Source organism: Mycobacterium sp., assembly GCF_046091765.1.
Lineage (GTDB): Bacteria > Actinomycetota > Actinomycetes > Mycobacteriales > Mycobacteriaceae > Mycobacterium.
In genome coordinates this window covers 33,007-49,714 of sequence record NZ_JBJTCF010000052.1, presented here as the reverse complement: position 1 = coordinate 49,714, position 16,708 = coordinate 33,007, and the positions used below count along the sequence as shown (strand labels likewise).

General features: G+C 70.2%; 17 protein-coding genes. 10 read left to right on the top strand and 7 right to left on the bottom strand.

The window, feature by feature from the left end:
• From ACKOB8_RS05035 to ACKOB8_RS05005, 7 genes are all read left to right on the top strand, one after another.
• The gene (locus tag ACKOB8_RS05035; RefSeq protein WP_526376121.1) at positions 1–1,245 is read left to right on the top strand and encodes an FAD-binding domain-containing protein; all 1,245 of its coding nucleotides are present in this window, start codon (positions 1–3) and stop codon (positions 1,243–1,245) included.
• A gap of 50 nt (positions 1,246–1,295) precedes the next feature.
• Entirely contained in the window at positions 1,296–2,891 is a 1,596-nt protein-coding gene (locus tag ACKOB8_RS05030) for a S53 family peptidase (protein ID WP_526376120.1), read from the top strand.
• On the top strand, positions 2,888–4,795 hold the full coding sequence (locus ACKOB8_RS05025) for a zinc ribbon domain-containing protein (RefSeq protein ID WP_526376119.1): 1,908 nt from the start codon (positions 2,888–2,890) through the stop codon (positions 4,793–4,795). The genes ACKOB8_RS05030 and ACKOB8_RS05025 overlap by 4 nt, the downstream gene beginning before the upstream one ends.
• On the top strand, positions 4,795–6,972 hold the full coding sequence (locus ACKOB8_RS05020) for a glycoside hydrolase family 3 protein (protein WP_526376118.1): 2,178 nt from the start codon (positions 4,795–4,797) through the stop codon (positions 6,970–6,972). The genes ACKOB8_RS05025 and ACKOB8_RS05020 overlap by 1 nt, the downstream gene beginning before the upstream one ends.
• A 23-nt stretch (positions 6,973–6,995) precedes the next feature.
• A complete protein-coding gene (locus tag ACKOB8_RS05015) occupies positions 6,996–7,736 on the top strand; it encodes a carbonic anhydrase (protein ID WP_526376117.1) in 741 nt (246 codons plus the stop codon).
• A gap of 140 nt (positions 7,737–7,876) precedes the next feature.
• Positions 7,877–8,482, top strand: coding sequence for a nicotinamide riboside transporter PnuC (pnuC, locus tag ACKOB8_RS05010; protein WP_526376116.1), 606 nt, complete (start codon positions 7,877–7,879; stop codon positions 8,480–8,482).
• Complete coding sequence (locus ACKOB8_RS05005; protein ID WP_526376115.1) at positions 8,475–9,038, top strand: ATP/GTP-binding protein; 564 nt, start codon at positions 8,475–8,477, stop codon at positions 9,036–9,038. The genes pnuC and ACKOB8_RS05005 overlap by 8 nt, the downstream gene beginning before the upstream one ends.
• Here the strand turns inward: ACKOB8_RS05005 and ACKOB8_RS05000 are convergent.
• The gene (locus tag ACKOB8_RS05000) at positions 9,025–9,933 is read right to left on the bottom strand and encodes a VldE C-terminal domain-containing protein (RefSeq protein WP_526376114.1); all 909 of its coding nucleotides are present in this window, start codon (positions 9,931–9,933) and stop codon (positions 9,025–9,027) included. The genes ACKOB8_RS05005 and ACKOB8_RS05000 overlap by 14 nt on opposite strands.
• A gap of 229 nt (positions 9,934–10,162) precedes the next feature.
• Between ACKOB8_RS05000 and ACKOB8_RS04995 the strand changes: the two genes are divergently transcribed.
• Both ACKOB8_RS04995 and ACKOB8_RS04990 read left to right on the top strand, forming a co-directional pair.
• Positions 10,163–10,402 (top strand): type II toxin-antitoxin system Phd/YefM family antitoxin, encoded by a 240-nt coding sequence (locus ACKOB8_RS04995; RefSeq protein ID WP_526376113.1) that lies wholly within the window; start codon positions 10,163–10,165, stop codon positions 10,400–10,402.
• Positions 10,399–10,806, top strand: a complete 408-nt coding sequence (locus tag ACKOB8_RS04990; RefSeq protein WP_526376112.1) for a PIN domain-containing protein — start codon at positions 10,399–10,401, stop codon at positions 10,804–10,806. The genes ACKOB8_RS04995 and ACKOB8_RS04990 overlap by 4 nt, the downstream gene beginning before the upstream one ends.
• Here ACKOB8_RS04990 and ACKOB8_RS04985 read toward each other — a convergent pair.
• Genes ACKOB8_RS04985 through ACKOB8_RS04965 form a run of 5 tightly spaced genes read right to left on the bottom strand, consistent with a single transcriptional unit; the run spans position 10,768 to position 15,231 of the window.
• Positions 10,768–11,397, bottom strand: coding sequence for a TetR/AcrR family transcriptional regulator (locus tag ACKOB8_RS04985; protein WP_526376111.1), 630 nt, complete (start codon positions 11,395–11,397; stop codon positions 10,768–10,770). The two genes, ACKOB8_RS04990 and ACKOB8_RS04985, sit on opposite strands and share 39 nt — an antisense overlap.
• Positions 11,394–12,182, bottom strand: coding sequence for an alpha/beta fold hydrolase (locus tag ACKOB8_RS04980; RefSeq protein ID WP_526376110.1), 789 nt, complete (start codon positions 12,180–12,182; stop codon positions 11,394–11,396). Before ACKOB8_RS04980 ends, ACKOB8_RS04985 begins: the two co-directional genes overlap by 4 nt.
• Positions 12,183–12,233: 51 nt before the next feature.
• Positions 12,234–13,223: a porphobilinogen synthase gene (gene hemB, locus ACKOB8_RS04975; RefSeq protein ID WP_526376109.1), complete on the bottom strand. Its 990-nt coding sequence runs from the start codon at positions 13,221–13,223 to the stop codon at positions 12,234–12,236.
• Entirely contained in the window at positions 13,220–14,032 is an 813-nt protein-coding gene (locus ACKOB8_RS04970) for an aspartate/glutamate racemase family protein (RefSeq protein ID WP_526376108.1), read from the bottom strand. Before ACKOB8_RS04970 ends, hemB begins: the two co-directional genes overlap by 4 nt.
• Positions 14,029–15,231: an FAD-dependent oxidoreductase gene (locus ACKOB8_RS04965; RefSeq protein WP_526376107.1), complete on the bottom strand. Its 1,203-nt coding sequence runs from the start codon at positions 15,229–15,231 to the stop codon at positions 14,029–14,031. Before ACKOB8_RS04965 ends, ACKOB8_RS04970 begins: the two co-directional genes overlap by 4 nt.
• A 79-nt stretch (positions 15,232–15,310) precedes the next feature.
• Between ACKOB8_RS04965 and ACKOB8_RS04960 the strand changes: the two genes are divergently transcribed.
• Positions 15,311–16,087, top strand: coding sequence for a maleate cis-trans isomerase family protein (locus tag ACKOB8_RS04960; protein WP_526376106.1), 777 nt, complete (start codon positions 15,311–15,313; stop codon positions 16,085–16,087).
• Here ACKOB8_RS04960 and ACKOB8_RS04955 read toward each other — a convergent pair.
• On the bottom strand, positions 15,986–16,666 hold the full coding sequence (locus ACKOB8_RS04955) for a TetR/AcrR family transcriptional regulator (protein WP_526376105.1): 681 nt from the start codon (positions 16,664–16,666) through the stop codon (positions 15,986–15,988). The two genes, ACKOB8_RS04960 and ACKOB8_RS04955, sit on opposite strands and share 102 nt — an antisense overlap.
• Between the last annotated feature and the right edge of the window lie 42 nt (positions 16,667–16,708).

Genomic DNA, 16,708 nt, shown 5'->3' with positions numbered 1-16,708 from the left:
GTGGACGACACCCCGCCCGCAGCACCGCGGCGTCTGACCGCGCCGCCGTTGGCCGAGGCGGACCTCGGCTGGGTGATGCGTCACCTCGGTGATCTGGTCACTCCGCCGGCGAGCCCCGCCGGCGCGGCAGCGCCGCTGTGCGGTGGGCAGCAAGCGGCCGACGGCGCCCTGCGGTCCTACGACGTGCGGGGCTACGCCCGCAAGCGCAACACCGTCTGGCCGCCCCAGCGACGCGGCTCCTCGCGGTTGTCGCCCTACATCCGGCACGGGCTGCTCACGCTGCGCGAGGTCTGGGATCACGTGGCCGGCGGCCCACCCGAGGACGTGACGAAGTTCCGCGACGAACTGCGCTGGCAGGAATACGCACGCCATCTCTACGCGCGGTTGGGCACAGCGACGCGGACCTCGCTGCGCTTCGAGGTCGCCGAACACGCCGCCGACACCGGCAATCCGTGGTCGACGCAGGCGCGGTGCCTGGATTTCGCCTGGACCGAACTGGTGACGACCGGCTGGCTCACCAACCAGACGCGGATGTGGCTGGCCTCGCACTGGAACGTGCGCGAAGGGCTCGGCTGGCGCGACGGCGAAGACCTGATGTACCGCAACCTGCTCGACGGGTCGCGCGCGGCCAACCGACTCGGCTGGCAGTGGACGGTGGGCGCGCTCACCGGCAAGGCCTACGGGTTCTCCCGCTGGCAGGTGGAGAAACGCGCCCCCGGGCTGTGCGCACAGTGTCCGCTGGAGCGCCGCTGCCCCATCGCCGACTGGCCTGCCGCGGAACGGGATCCGCGGACCGTGAGCGACCCGCGGCTGCGCCGCGACGACGACCTCGAGACCACCGCCGGGCCGGTGACACCTCGGATGTCGGGTGAGCCCGCTGCCGTCTGGCTCACCGCCGAAAGCCTCAGCGATCGTGACCCGGCGTGCTCGGCGCATCCGGACCTGCCGGTGGTGTTCGTGTTCGACGAGCCGCTGCTGCGCCGCTTGCGGCTCTCGGCCCACCGGTTGGTCTTCCTCGCCCAGTCATTGGCCGACCTGGCAGCCCGCCGCGAGGTCCAACTCTGGCGGGGCGACCCGATCGAGGTGTTGCGGGGTACGCGGTTGGCGGCCACCTTCGCCCCGGTGCCCGGGTGGCGGTCACGCGCCGCGAAACTCGATGTCGTCGCGCTGCATCCCTGGCCGTGGCTGGAGCGGCCCAGAGCAGGGCCGATCACCTCCTTCTCCGCGTGGTCCAAGAGCCGATGACACCGGGCCTCTACAGTCGGAACAGAAACCGGCCCAGAGAGGAGACCGCGGTGAGTGTCGGCAAACGCGTGCGGGTCCCGGCAGCCGCCCTGGCCGGCGTCTGCGCCGCGGCCGTGGTCGTCGCCGGCGAGCCGCCGCGGCCGCAGTCACCGCAGCGCATCGGTGGGCCGTACGCGGAGCTGCTGGCCGACTCGGCTGATCTGGGTCCGGCCCGCGAGGCCGACGTCCAGCTGACCGCCGCGCTGCACGACACCTCCCGGCCCGAACGACTCACCGCCTGGGCGCACCAGCGCGGCCTGAACCTGCGCTGGCGCGCGGGTGACTCCTGGGCGATCCTGGAGGGCTCACCGCAGGCACTGGCCGGCGCGCTGCAGGTCGACATCCGCGACTACCGCAGCCGGCGCGGCGAGGTGTTCTACGCCTCCCCGCAGCAGCCGCGGATACCCGCGGAATTGGGCGACGAGGTCGAGGGGTTGGGCCGCATCCTGGGCTACACGCCCTACCGCGAGGCCAACCGGTGGCAGTTTCCCCTGGAGGTCCCCGATCAGGGCCTGACGCCGCAGACGTTGATGCGCGCCTACAACATCGCCCCGCTTCGCGACGCCGGGTTCACCGGCAAGGGCGTCACCGCGATCGTGTTCGCGTTCGACGGTTTCGACCAGGCCGACCTGGACACCTTCGCCGACACGTTCAACCTGCCCCGGTTCACCCCCGACGTGGTGGGCGGCCAACCGCCGGCGCGGCGCGGCGAGGCCAACATGGACCTGCAGGCCATCCACGCCGTCGCCCCGGACGCCAAGAAGGTCTTGGTCAACGCGCGACCCACCGTCGAGGGCGACGGTTCCTACGAGAAGATCGCCACGATGATGGAGGACGCCGACCGCCGCTACCCGGGCGCGGTGTGGAGTTTCTCCATCGGCTGGGGGTGCGACCAGTTGATCACCGCGGCCGATCTGGTTCCGGTGCGCGCCGCCCTGGCCGCCGCGCAGAAGCGCGGCACCTCCGCGTTCGATGCCAGCGGAGACCTGGCCGGCCTGGAATGCAAGGGCGGCAGCGAGTGGTCGGCGCCACCGAGCACCAGCAACATCGGTCTGGATGCGGTGGCCTCGATCCCGGAGATGACCAACGTCGGCGGGACCACGCTGTCCACCGACGAAGCCGGCGGCTGGCAGGACGAGCAAGCCTGGTTCGACGCCCCGCTGTCGCAGGGCACGGCCGGCGGTGTGTCGGCGCTCTACGAGCGCCCGACGTGGCAGGCCGACCTCAGCGTCGCACGCGGAGAGGGCCAGCGGCTGGCGCCGGACGTCTCGGCGGTCGCCGACCCGTTCACCGGGGTGAAGATCGTGTTCAACCAGCAAGTGGTCGTCGGCGGGGGTACGTCGCTGTCGGCGCCGCTGTGGGCCGGTATCGCCGCGGTGATCAACCAGTATCTGATGCAGCGCGGCGGCACGCTGCTGGGCAATCTCAACCCGCTGCTGTACCGCGTCGCGAGGGGCGCACGGCTTCCCGCGTTCCAGGACATCGTCCGGGGCGGCAACGCAATTGACAACGCCGGACCGGGTTTTGACCTCGTCACCGGCTTGGGCACACCCAACGTCGACAATCTGGCGAAGGTCCTCGCCGTGACCCAGCGGATATCGCCGTGACCGCGGCGGTGCCGAGCACATGGTGCGAATGCTGTCAGTCCGAGGTGCCGGACGGCCACTTCTGCGGGGCCTGCGGATCTGATCTGACGACGGCGCCCCGAACAGGACTGCTGCGGTGGCTGCGCCCCGGCACCTTCGGCGCCGCGCCCTCCGAGACGGTGCTGCTGCCCTACTTCGCCAGCTCCGTCTTCCCGCACCTGCCCAAGCGTTCGCGTACCCCGTTCATGGTGACTCTGCTGGTCGCGGCGATCGTGCTCGCTGCGGCTGTGCTGCTGAAGATTCCCGCCGTCGGGATCGCGGTGTCCGCACTCGGGCTGCCGCTGCTGTTCGTGCTCTACCTGCGGGCGACCAGTCTGGACCGCGACATCGCGCAGGGATCACTCATCCTGGCCGGGATCGTCGGTGCGGCACTCGGCGCCGCATGGGCATTCTTGGCCGGCGGGATGGTAGCGCGCAGCTACAACGTCTCACTCGGCGTCGGGCTGGCCGTGCACCATCTGATCGGAACGGGTGTCGCGATCCCGGCTGCCGGGATGCTGCTGATGCTCGTCACGGCGGTGCTGGTGCGCCTGACCCGTCCGACGACGCGAGAGTCGTTGGACGGCTTCACGATCGGCGCGCTGGGAGCGCTGGTGTTCACCGCCGCGGCCACCCTGGTGCGGCTGTCCCCGCAGTTCACCACCGGGCTGTTCGCGCATGTACGCCCGCTGGAAGGCTTGATCGTGGAAATCGTGATGACCGGGGTGACGATCCCGGTGACGGCGGCCGCGGCGGGTGGAATTCTCGGTGTGCTGCTGTGGTTTCACCCCTCCTCCGATCATGACCGCAAGGTACGGCTGGTCCTCGGAGTGCTGGCCGCGGCGGTCCTGATCATCCACACCGGCGTCGGGGTCGTCGACATCGTCGGGCTGCCCCAGCTGATCATGCTCGCCATCCACCTGGGCGCAGCGGTGCTGGCGCTGATCGCGTTGCGACTGGCGCTGCAGCTGGCGTTGCTGCACGAAGCCCACGATCCGCTCCGCCAGAGCGAGCCGCTGCTGTGCATCCACTGCGAAATGGTGGTGCCCGACATGGCGTTCTGCCCGGCCTGCGGCGCCGCCACCCGCGCATCCACCCGCACCTCGCGCAGTCAGCGCCGCGACGTGCGGCCGCAGCCCGCCGACGATGGCGCCGCGACACCGTCAGCCCAGGACGACGACCGGGACTATCCCGGCTACGCCTTGCCTGCCGGGGACTACCGCGCCCCCGCGATCCGCAGGCCTCGCTTCGGGTGGCTGTTCGGCCGGTGGGGTGCCGGGGTGACCGCCCTGGCGGTCGCCCTGGCGTCGGTGGCGCTGGCACTGACACCGAAGATCGCCCACTACATGTGCCCCCCGGAGTGCGGTCGCCCGCCGGCCGGCGCGCCGGTGTCGGCGCTGCCGCGCTTCACCGGCCCGGGATTCTCGGTCGCCTACCCCGCACCGGGATCGGCCTACGAGATCACCACCTACGACAACGGGGTGGTCGCCAAGTTCGTCGGCGGTGACACCGGCGTCATGCAACTGTTCTCCCAGCCGGCCGGCGGCCGTTCCGCGCGGGACATCGTGCGGGCGACACTGACCAAACGATTCCCCGACGCACAGGTTGCCTACGAGATTCCCAACGCCATGGTCGGGTACGAGCCCGGCTACGGGGTGATCGCCGACGACTGGCCGCAGAACCCGAGCTCCAGCTACACCCGCCAGCGCATTCTGGTGATGGCTGCGGTCAAGAACGACCTCGCGCTGATCGCCTACGCGACCGGGCCCTACCGGGCCTTCGCGCCCAACTCCGGCCCGGGACTGCCCTCGGGTGCCAACCTGCAGATCGCCGAGGATTTGGGCAAGTACGTCAACAGCTTTCGCTGGGACGACCCGGCGCGGTGATGAGACTCACCGATCCGGTCTGCCCGCCGGACACCGCCTTCGCGGCGGCCGTGTCGGCCGTTGCCGGCGGCCGACAGGATCTCGATGCCGCCGTCGCGGACCTGATCGCGCAGTTGACCGAGAATGAACTGCTGTGGCTGCTCGACGGCGACCTCACGATCCGGCGCGGGGTGGTCGAGATGTCCGACCGCTACAACAAGGTGCCGTTCGGCGGGGGCCGCATCGACCGGCTCGGTATTCCCGGCATCCGGTTCACCGACGGCCCGCGCGGTGTCGCGCTGGGGGCGTCGACCGCGTTTCCGGTGGCCATCGCCCGCGCCGCCACCTGGGACCCCGACCTCGAGCGGCGGATCGCCGATGCCATCGGGGCGGAGGCCCGGGCGCAGGGCGCCAACCTGTGGGCCGGGATCTGCGTCAACCTCGCCTACGCGCCCGGCTGGGGGCGGACGCAGGAGGCCTACGGCGAGGACCCGCTGCTGCTGGGGGCGATGGGGGCGGCGGCGGTCGCGGGAGTCAACCCGTGGGTGCTGTCGTGCGTGAAGCACTTCGCCCTCAACTCGATGGAGGAGGCCCGGTTTCGGGTCGACGTCCGAGTCGCCGAGGACGTGCTGCACGAGGTGTACCTGCCGCACTTCCGCACCGTCGTGGAGGCCGGGGCGGACTGCGTGATGAGCGCCTACAACTCGGTCAACGGAACCTGGGCGGGTCAGAACCGCCCTCTGCTCACCGACATCCTGCGCGAGTTGTGGGGATTCGCCGGCTTCGTGATGACCGACTTCATCTGGGGACTTCGCGACCCCGTCTCCTCGGTGTCCGCCGGCCAGGATCTGGAGATGCCGTTCCGTCAGCAGCGCGCGTCCACCCTGCCCGCCGCGCTGGCCGACGGTCAGCTGACACAGGCCGAGGTGCAGCGCGCCGCGCACCGCCAGCTGGCCGCCCAGATCCGGCTGGCCCTGCGCGCCCGTCCCACGCCATCACTCGACGTGGTCGCCTCGGCCGAGCACCGGCTCCTCGCGCGTGAGGCGGCGCGCCGGGGCGCGGTCCTGGTGCGCAATCAGATGAGTGATGGTTCGCCCGCGCTGCCCTTCGCGGAGACCGCGCTGGCCCGGCTCGCGCTCCTCGGCCCGCTCGCCGACCGCCGCAACCAGGGTGATGTGGGCTCGTCGATGGTCAGCCCCCCGGCGTCGGTCACCCTCCTCGACGGGCTGCGGGAGCGGTTGGGCGACAGGCTCGTTCACGTCGCCGGATCCGATGTGGCGGCGGCGGTCGCGGCGGCGCGCGATGCGGACGCCGCGGTGGTCGTGGTGGGGTTGTCGTCGGTGGACGAGGGCGAGTCGATGATCGGCGTGGACGTCGCGACGATGCAACTGCTCGGTGGAATCACCCGCTTCCGGCCGATCGCGCAAGCCCTGGTCACCATGGCGGCGCGGGTGGCCAAGCGCAAGAACTTCGGCGGTGACCGTCGTGACCTGGGACTGCACCCCGAGGACGTCGCACTCATCCGGGCGGTGGCAGAGGTCAACGCCCGCACCGTCGTGGTGGTGATCGGCGGGGGGACGATCGTTCTCGACCCGTGGGACACCGAGGTCGCCGCGGTGCTGCTTGCCTGGTATCCGGGCATGGAGGGCGGTCACGCGATCGCCGATGTCCTGCTCGGCGACGCCGAACCGGCAGGACGGCTGCCGTTGGCGTTGCCGCACCGCAAAGCCGACCTGCCGCAGGTGGACTGGGATGCCACCACGGTCACCTACGACCGGTGGTGGGGTCAGCGCAAGCTCGACCGCGACGGGGTCCCGGCCGCCTATCCGCTCGGGTTCGGTTTGGGCTACACGACATTCGAGCTGACAGGCCTTCACGTCGGGGCGCTGCGCGGGGAGCGGTTCAGCGCTTCGGTGACGGTGGCCAACACCGGATCCCGCCCCGGACGCCACGTCGTCCAGATCTACGCCGTGCTGACCGCCGACACCGGTCGTCCCGTGCATCACCTCGTGGGCTTTCAGTCGGTGCACCTGGAGTCGCGCAAGAGCGCACGCATCGTCGTCGACTGCTCGACCCGTCCGATCCAGACGTGGCGCGACGGTCGTTTCGCCCCGGCCCACTCGGATATCCCGATTCGAGCGGCTTCGTTCGCCGGAGACCCCGCCGCACTGGATGGCATGCTCAGCGAAACGGCGTGAGACCGACACCTGAAAGAGACGCCATGAGCGACGACATACATCCCCGCGCACATCCCCGAGGCTTCCCCCGTTCGCGCCGCTTCGCCCTGGCGGCGCTGCCGGCGGTGGCGCTGGCGGCGGCCTGCGCCAGGGACGCGACGGATGCCAAAGACACCAAAGACACCGCAGACACCAAAGACACCGCACCGCCGCAGCCCGCCAACCCGCAGCAGGCGATCGACACGTTGATGGAGGGCAATGCCCGCTTCGCCGCGCGTACCCCGCAGCTGCGCAGCGTCGAAGACATCGACGAGCTGTGGACCAGGGTCGTGACCGGCCAGGAGCCCTTCGCCATGGTGCTCGGCTGCGCGGACAGCCGGCTGGCGCCCGAGGTCCTCTTCGATCAATTCGTCGGCGACATCTTCGTGGTCCGCGACGCGGGCAACATCGCCGATTCCGCGACCAACCTGGGCAGCCTCGAGTTCGGTCACGCCGTGCTGAAGGCCAAAGCGCTGATGGTGCTCGGCCATTCAGGATGCGGCGCGGTCAAAGCCGCCTACGACAACGCCACCCCCGGCACCAACATCCAGGCGATCGTGGACCACATCAAGCCCAACATCACCGGCGCGACGAACCTCGACGACGCGATCATCCGCAACGTGAGGGCGGTCAAGGAATCGGTGCGGCGGGGCAGTCCGCTGCTCGCCGCAGCCGAGCAGTCCGGGCAGTTCGCCATCGTGGGAGGCGTCTACGACATCGCGGCGGCCACCGTCAGCCTTGTCTAGAGGTGTCTGGAGTCACGCGCTAGCCTGGTAGCGCAGGAGTAGTAAACCGCGGGAGTCCGGGGCAACCGGTCTGAGAAGGCGACATACGGCGTCGCCGACCGCCCAACCGTCCGGGTAATGCCGGGCAGGGAGCGTCCATCATGCGCGTGCTGTTCACCGTCTGGGGCTACGACGTCACCGCCATCGAGTTGGCGTCGGTGATCCTGGCCTTTCTCGCCATCGGCCTCGGGATCCGGGGTACCCGCTGGACGTGGCCGTTCTACTTCCTGTCCAGCCTGCTCTACGGCTGGCTGTTCGTGGAGTTCCATCTGTTCGCCTCCGCCGCCATGCAGCTGATCTTCATGGTCGCCGCGGTCTGGGGCTGGTTCTCCTGGGGTGCCGAAGGGGTCGCGGCACCCGGCCGGCTGACCCCGGCGCTGCGTCTGCGGGGAGCCGTCGGCGTCGTGGTCCTGTGGGCGCTGCTCGCGCCGCTGCTGCAGAGCATCGGCGGTGCGGCGACTTGGGGTGACGCCTTCATGTTGGTGGGGTCGCTGGCCGGTCAGCTGCTGATGGTGCGGCAGAAGATCGAGACGTGGCCGGTGTGGGTCGCGGTGAACACCGTCGGCGCGGTGCTCTACGCCAGCCAGGGCCTGTACTTCACCGCGCTGTTCTACGCGGTCCTGATCGTGATGGCCGTCGCGGGCTGGCGGGCCTGGTCGGCGCGCGCCGGCGAGCCGCTTCCCGCGCCGACGGCGGCCCGTGGCTGAACCGCAGCGCGGCGGCCTTATCTGCGTGGTGGGCGGGGAGTCCACCGGCAAGTCGACGCTCGCCGCGGCTCTGGGGGCCCGACTGCCGGCGGTCGTCGTCCCGGAGTTCCTGCGCTCCTGGGTCGATCAGCGCGGACGCGTGCCCCGGCCGGACGAACAGGCGGCCGTGCTGGCCGCACACCGCGAGGCCGAACTGGCCGCGCTGCACCAGGCCGGCCGCGCCGGGTCGCCCTGGGTGGTCTCGGACAGCGGTCCGCTGATGACCGCCGTCTACAGCATCCAGTACTACCAGGACGCCTCCCTGCTGCCGCTGGCGGTGCAGTGGGCGGCCCACAGCACCGCGGTGGTGTGGTGCCAGGCCGACTTCCCGTGGCAGCCCGACGAGCAGCGCGACGGTTCGCAGGCCCGCGCCGCGTCTCAGCAGATCCTCGCCGACGTCTTCGCGGCGCACCCGAACCTGCGGGTGCTGGCGGTCGAGGGCCCGCTGCAGGAGCGTGTCCAGACCGTGGTCCGTCTCCTCGGCGGGGAGGGCTCCGTCGGGCTCAGTTCACCGTGATGTGCACGTGGTTGTAGTGATTGGCGACCCGCCACATCGTGTAGGACACCCCGAATCTCGCGGCCTGGTTCAGTATGTCGGCATTGATGGCATCGCCGAGTGCCATATCAGAGCCGATCATGATGTCGATGGCCCGACCACTGGGGTGGTCGGGAAGCGGATCGGCGCGCACGCCGCCGATGGACTGCACGCCGGGATAAGTGGAAATGATGTAGGCGGCCAGCATCTTCGCGTTGGGCACCAGGCCGCCCATCCCGACCGTGGGCACCGGTGCGGTGAGGCCCAACGCCGCAGCGACCGGAGGCGGCACCGCCATCGCGGTCCGCTCCGAGGGCGCCAGAATCGCGTAGCGCGCCTGCACCGTGCGGATCTGCGTGCGCAGTTCGGACTGCTGGCGCTGCAGTTCGGCGCGCGTGGCAACCGCCTCGTCGACGGCCGCCTTGGCCGCGGCGGCGGATGCGGCCGAGACAGACTCAACGGTCTGGGCTTCCAGGCTCGCACTGCGGAAGTTCTCCAGCTGCCCGGAGATCTCGTCGGCCACCATGCGCTGCATCGCGAGCTTGTCGATCAATACCTTCGGCGAGCCCGCGGTCAGCAGCGCGTTGAGCCCTTCGGTTCGTCCACCCCGGTAGATCGCGGCGACGAAACGGTCGACGGCCCCGCGATAGCCGGCCAGGTGGGCCTTCGCCGCGTTCAGCGCGGCCAGATCGGCGTCGTGCTTGCGGTCGGCCTCGCTCAGCAGTCGCATCTTGGTGTCGAAGTCCTGCTGGGTCACTCGCATCGAATCGGTCAGTTGCTGCGCCTGCGCGGAGAGTTCGGTGAGGTTCGGCGCGCTGTCGTTCGCCGGTTCGGCGTAGGCGACCGGTCGGCACACCGTGACCGCGAGTGCGGACACGAGTACAGCGATCGCTCCGGTTCGCGAAAAACGGTCGGCCGAACGGTCGGCCGAACGGTGAGGATTCAAGACGTCGCGTCCTTTGACTGCCGTCGGCGTGGGGTCCGCCGTGTTCTTCGTCAAACTGCCGGTCTTGCGCCCGGGGTCGCCCCTTAGGTCACGGTTAGGTTACGGAAACCGCTGGGGCTTGTCCAACGGCTGGCTTCTACGTTTGCGCTACGCTCGTAGCATGACCGAGGTGGCGTCCCGCGATCTGCGCAATGACACCGCCGGGCTGCTGCGGCGAGTCGGGGCCGGTGAAGACATCACCGTCACGGTCAAGGGCAAGCCGGTCGCGCGGCTGGTCCCGCTGCAGCCCTCCCGGCGCAGGTGGCTGAGTCGCGACGAACTCCTGCTCCGGCTGCGGCGGGCCGAGGCGGATCCGGGCCTGCGCCAGGACCTGGCGACGCCGGCCGGGGACGCCCGATGACTGCTCCGGCCCCGCAGGGCGTGCTCGCCACCTCGGTGTTCGTCGCCGACGAGGGCGGCCGCCCCCTTGACGGCGCGCGGATCCCCGACCAGGTCGCGACGACTGTCGTCACGTTGGCCGAACTCAACCTCGGCGTTCTCGCGGCGGGCTCGGCCGATGTTCGCGCCCGGCGCCTGGCCACGCTCGACGCGATCGCCGACATGGTGGTTCTCCCGGTGGACGAGGACGCGGCACGGGTGTGGGCGCGGTTGCACCTACACCTGGCCGAGGCCGGCCGGCGCGTGCGCGTCCACGACCAGTGGATCGCCGCCGTCGCGGCCGCCCGCGAACTGCCGGTCGTGACGCGCGACGACGGTTTCGATCCGCTAGACGGTGTGGCCGGGGTTGAGGTCATCCGCGTCTGACGCCGGGATGAGCGCCAGCAGCGCGCGGCGGGCCGACCGCAGCTGCCGTCGGCGATCCGACTCGCGGGCGGCGACGTCGGCGGCGGCCAGGACGAGAAGGCGTGCGGTTTCCCGCGGGTGTGCGCAGCACCCACCCAGGTCGGCGGACAGGACCGTCGCCGCCTGATGGTTGCGCCGAGTGGCCTCGGCGGCCACCGCCGGTTCGGTGCGGGCCTCGACCAGCAGCGCGCGAACACCCGGCAGGGCGCGGCAGCCGTCGAGGAAGGCCAGCAGGCGCTGGGCTGCCCGGGCGGGGCCGGGAGGGTCACCGGAGGTTTCGGCGAGGATCTGAGCGAAGAGGGTGTTGTGAAAACGTCGGTGCAGCGCCACCAGGAATGCGGCCCGATCGGGAAAGTGGATATAGAAGGTGCCCTTGGCGTGCCCGGCGGCGGCGGTGATCCGCGCGACCGACAGGCCGGTGAGGCCGTCGTGCTCGGCGAGTTCCACCGCCGCGTCCAGAAGTTCACGCCGGGTCGGGTGGTCGGCGTCAGCCCGGCTGCCCGGCCCGCGGCGGCGGGGCGGTGAGCCGATCCCGGACGTCGTCGTGGTCACGCCGAGTTCGCGACGCGCAGCCGCGCCAGGAACGACCCGGTGCGATCGAGGAATTCGTCGGGCCGCTCGAGGAACGGCTGATGCCCGGCGCCGTCGAAGGTGACGACCTCGGCGTCGGTCAGCGCCGCCCGGGCCCGTCGGCCGTCGATGCGCCAGGGCAGGATCGGATCCCGGGTTCCCCACGCCAGCAGCACCGGGCAGCACACCCCCGCGGCCAGCGGGCGGGTGTCGTGTTCGGGATCGGCGAAGCTGCGCCAGACGCTGGCGAACACCGCCACCCGCTCGGCCGACCGGGAGGCCTCCTCGGCGCGCGTGATCGCCGCGGTGACAGCGGGATTGCGCTCGCGCAGGTACCACCGGGGAAGCCCGCGGTAGGCCCGGGGCGCGACAGCGGCCGAACCGATCACGCGGCAGGCGAGTGCCATGCCGGGCCAGTGCGGCGTGAAACCCCCCGGCGAGACGAGCACCAGACCGGACACCAGGTCGGGGGCGTGCGCGGCGGCGCGCAGCGCGGCGAAGCCGCCCACCGAGTTCCCCAGCAGCACGTGGCGGCCGCCGAGCTCTTCGAGCACATCGATGAGTCGGTCACCGAATCCGACCGCGGTCTCCGGACCCGATCGCGGGCTTCGGCCGTGGCCCGGCCAGTCCAGCGCGCTGACCCGCCAGCCGGACTCTGCCAGGCGCGGCGCGATCGCCGCGAAGTCGCGGTGGTCACCACCGTTGGCATGCAGCAAAACCAGCGACGGTCCGGTGCCGAGAGTCTGCGCGTAGATGCCGGTGCTCACGGTCTCACCGTACCTGACCGAGTGGTCATCTATTTACCCGTTGGGCCGGACTCAGAACTCGAGGCCGTCCAGCAGCGAACCCGCGGCCTCGGTCGCCCAGTAGGTGATGATCACCGTTGCGCCGGCCCGGCGGATCGACAGCAGACATTCCCGGATTGCCGCCGCTCGGTCGAGTCCGCCCTGGGCGGCTGCCGCCTCAACCATCACGTACTCACCGGACACCTGATAGGCAGCCACCGGCAGATCAGTGACCGCGCTGACGTCGGCGATCACATCGAGGTAGGGCAGCGCGGGCTTGACCATGACGATGTCCGCGCCTTGTTCGACATCGAGCAGCACCTCACGCAGCGCCTCGCGCCTGTTACCCGGGAACTGTTGATAGGTGCGACGGTTGCCGATGAGCGAGGATTCGACGGCGTCACGAAACGGTCCGTAGAAACTGGAGGCGAACTTCGCCGCGTAGGCCATGATTCCCACCGAGGCGTGGCCGGCAGCGTCGAGGGCGTCACGGATCGCGGCCACCTGGCCGTCCATCATGCCGCTGGGGGCGACCATCTGCGCCCCGGCATCCGCCTGGGCCACGGCGACGTCGGCGAAGCTGGCGATACTGCGATCGTTGTCCACGTCGCCGTCGGGTGCCAGGACGCCGCTGTGGCCGTGTGTCGTGTACTCGTCGAGATTGACATCGCCGATCACGACCGTGGTGTCGCCGACTTCGTCGCGAACCGCTCGCAGTGCGCGCTGCATGATGCCATCCGGATCCCACGCCTGGGAGCCCATCTCGTCCTTGGACGACGGGACGCCGAACAGCATGACGCCACCGACGCCGGCATCGGCCGCCTCGGCCACCGCAGCCCCCACCGAGCCCACCGAGTGGTGGTACTGGCCTGGCATCGAGGGGATCTCCCGCGGCCGCTCGATACCCTCGTGTACGAAGATCGGCTGGACCAGACCGGAAGGCGACGACGTCACCTCGGCGGTGAGTCGGCGCAGGGCCGCGGTCCTGCGCAGTCGTCGCGGACGATGCCGTCCCGCGGTCATAGGGTGCCCTCGATCTCGTTGGTCGCGAACACCGATTCGATGTGCTCGACCAGAGCGTCGGAAGGCCGCGCGTAGTGGAATCCGGTCGTCGGCCGCCCCGTGCACCCCCGCGCACGAAGGCGGACCTCAGTTTCGGCGGCTTTCAACAGCAGACCCAGCGGATCAAGCACCGGCAGCCCACTGAGGGAATGAATCCCGTAGTGCCACAGTATTTCCGTCGGTAAGCCCTCGGCCGGGATGATCACCTGGGCGCCCTCGGTGGCGGCCCGTTCGGCGGCGGCGGTGAAGTCGCTGACGAAGGCTTCCGGTTCCCCGGCGATCGCCGCGGACACCGCCGCCTTCCCGCCGGGAATCACGGCATGGCCGGTCGCAAGATGGTCGGCGCGGTAGCGGCGGACGTTGTCGGCAATCGGTTCGCGCAGTGCCGGCTCGAATCCGATGATGCCGAAACGCATCTCCTCCCTGGCGCAGTGATGGAATGTCACGCTTCCGTATCCGAGGGTGGGAATCGTCGCCAGCGTGCGCGCAGCAGCCAGGCCGGGATCCTGACCGGCGGCGACCACCCAGGCGTCGAATCCGTCACGCTCAGCTCGGACCGCGGTCTGGGCGAAGTAGTGGTTGAAGTGCACCGCCAGCGCACCAAAACCTACGTAGTCGTTGGGGATGTCGGTGTCGTAGGTGCGCCGGGGCAGGGAATGAATGGCGACCTCAGTGCCGGGGTCGACGACGGCGGCGATATGGGCCCGGTACCACTGGTCCAGGGCAGGCATACGGCCTTCGACGACGTGCTTCTGCAGCCAGATTCTCACGGGGAACCCGTCGCGATCAGCGGTGCGTCCAGAAGCGACGCCTCGATGAGGAACTGGCGCGCCGCGGCGGGGTCGGCGGCGAGTATGGCGATGTCGTCGAGGTGCCGGCGCAGCGCGCCGGGATCGGCGTCCTGCAATCCGCGGACCCGTCTCTCGCTGCGCGGGATCACATCATCGAGCAGGTGGCGGCGCCTCACGCCCGCGATCCTCGCAACGGAATGCCTCTCTGCCCGGCCGTGCAGCCAGTCTGCCACGACCGGCATCACGGCGAACGCGTCGTGGATGCCGGCATTCATGTTCAGCCCGCCCGCAGTCGAGGTGACGTGCGCCGCGTCGCCGAGGATCAGCACCGGTCCGGTGTCGGACAGATAGGTGTCCGCCACCCCGCGCCGAAGCCGGTAACTGTCGATCCGGTCGACGTCGAGATCCTCCAGAGCGAAGGGGGTGGCGTGGCCCAGCGCCTCACGCAACCGCGCGACGTCGTCGCTCTCAGCGGCCGTCCGCACGATCAGCCGGGTGTGGGTACTCATCCGCAGCACGCTGACGCCGTCGTCTGCACCGCGGAAGTAGCACAGTCCCGACAGCGCCGGGCCTGAATCCGCCGCATCAGTCAGGACGGCGAGATCGGTTGAGACGAACGCCCGGACGGCGCCGGTCGGATAGTCGGCCGCGGGGAAGCCGATGCCGGAGATGGCCCGCACGGCCGAGTTCGCACCGTCACACCCGATGACGATGTCCGCGGCGAGGTCGCGGCGCGACCCGTCGGTGACCGTGACCGTCACGGCGGGCCGACGCGCGTCGAGGCCCACCACGGTCGCACCGAACTCGAGGGTGATCAGCGGCTGCGCGGCGATCAGCGCGGCACACCGGTCCAGCAGGGCTTGCTGATCGAGATGAATCCGGAAGGGATGGGCGGTCAGCCCCTCGAGGAGGCGGTAGTCGATCTCGGCCGTCACCTTCCCCCGGCTGTCGCGCCACTGCACGGCGCTCACCCGGACCGCGTCGGGGTCGGCGACCAGGTCGATCCCGGTCGCGCTGAGCAGGTCCAGCGTCGCGGGGTGAAAGGTCGACGCGTGCGATTTCGTCGTCCACGTACCGCCCTGTTCCACCAGCGTCACCGCAACACCTCGCGCGGCGAGCAGCAGCGCGCAGAGCGCTCCGACCGGTCCCGCGCCGACGACGACCGCGTGCGGAGTCACCTCGGACCGCTCCTTGACGTTGTAGGTTGCCTGCTGGTGGGCAGAGCTTATCTCCGGCGCACGATCCTGAAGGAGGGCGATGAACCCCGCGGACGACGACGAGTATCCCGAGTTGGCCTGGCTGGCTGATCACTGTCTGCGCGTCGGGGTGGTGGTGCCGCCGTCGAACCCGACCGTCGAGCCTGAGTTCGACGCCCTGGTGGGAGACGACATTCTGATCTACAGCGCCCGGCTGCCGCGATACGTCGGGCTCACCCTCGAGGAACGCAACCGGCTCTACACGCCCGCCTACGCCGAGGCACTCGACGGTCTGGTCGGACTGGACGTCGAGTGCGCGCTGGTGGCGATGACCGGTCCGAACTACCAGTTCGGCCTCGACGGAGACCGGGACATGTGCGCCGACTTGTCCGCGCGGTTCGGCGCACCGGTTCGCACCGCGAGCCTGGCGATCTATGACTTTCTGGAGGCGACGGGAATCGACCGGATCCACCTGATGTCGCCGTATCCCGACTGGCTCACCGATGAGACCGTGGCGTACTGGTCGGGTGCGGGAATCAATGTCGTCGAGGTCGAGCATCTACTCGGTGAGGGCGAGCAGTTCAGCGCCTACGAGACGACTTCAGCCGAAGTTTCCGGACACCTGCGGGGCGTGACGCCCGCACCGGGCACGGCCGTGCTCTTGTCGGGCACCGGTCTGGTGAGCATCGCCAGCATCTACCGCACCGGCTACGGTGTGCGCGCTCCGATCCTGTCGTCAAACCTGTGCGGCGCGTGGTGGATCCTGCGGGAGTGCGGCGGCCTGCCCGGCAGCGATCTCTACCGCCGGGTCATCTCGCACAACGTTCCTGCTCCCTGATCCCGTGCGCCGCGCGGCCTGGGGAGCGGCCGCGACAAGCATCTCGACGAGGAACTGCACGATCTGCTCGAACGGCCGATCGCGGGGAATGGTGCTGCCCAGCAGTCCCTCGAACATGATGTGCGCGGTGTCGGCGATGAGATCGACGTCGGTGCCAGCACGGAGATGAGGCCGCACCACGGCCAGCAGCAGATCGTCGAGCCAGGCGTGAAACCGCTCGTGCACCCGGGCGACGGCAACGCTCTCACCGACCCGGTCGTGGGCGTCGATATGCATCCCGCGATACCGCTCGGCGGACGCCAGAACCGCGGCCAGAGCCTCCCTCGGGCTGGCGCCCGCGGCCAGGGCGGCGTGTGCCGACTCCCGGGACTCCTCGGCCACCTGATCGAGGACGGCAGCGAACAGGTCGTCCTTGGTCGGGAAGTACCAGTGGATCGAGCCGGCGTTGACGCCGACGTCCCCGGCGATGTCGGCCACGCTGGTGCCCTTGTACCCCCGAGTCTCCAGGCGACGCCGCGCCGCCGCGACGACCGCCTCGAGGCGCTCCTCGCGCGGGATGTTGCGGCGGTTGGGCGGCATTCCACAAGGCTAGAGCCCTTCTTGACTTTCCATCAAGAATCT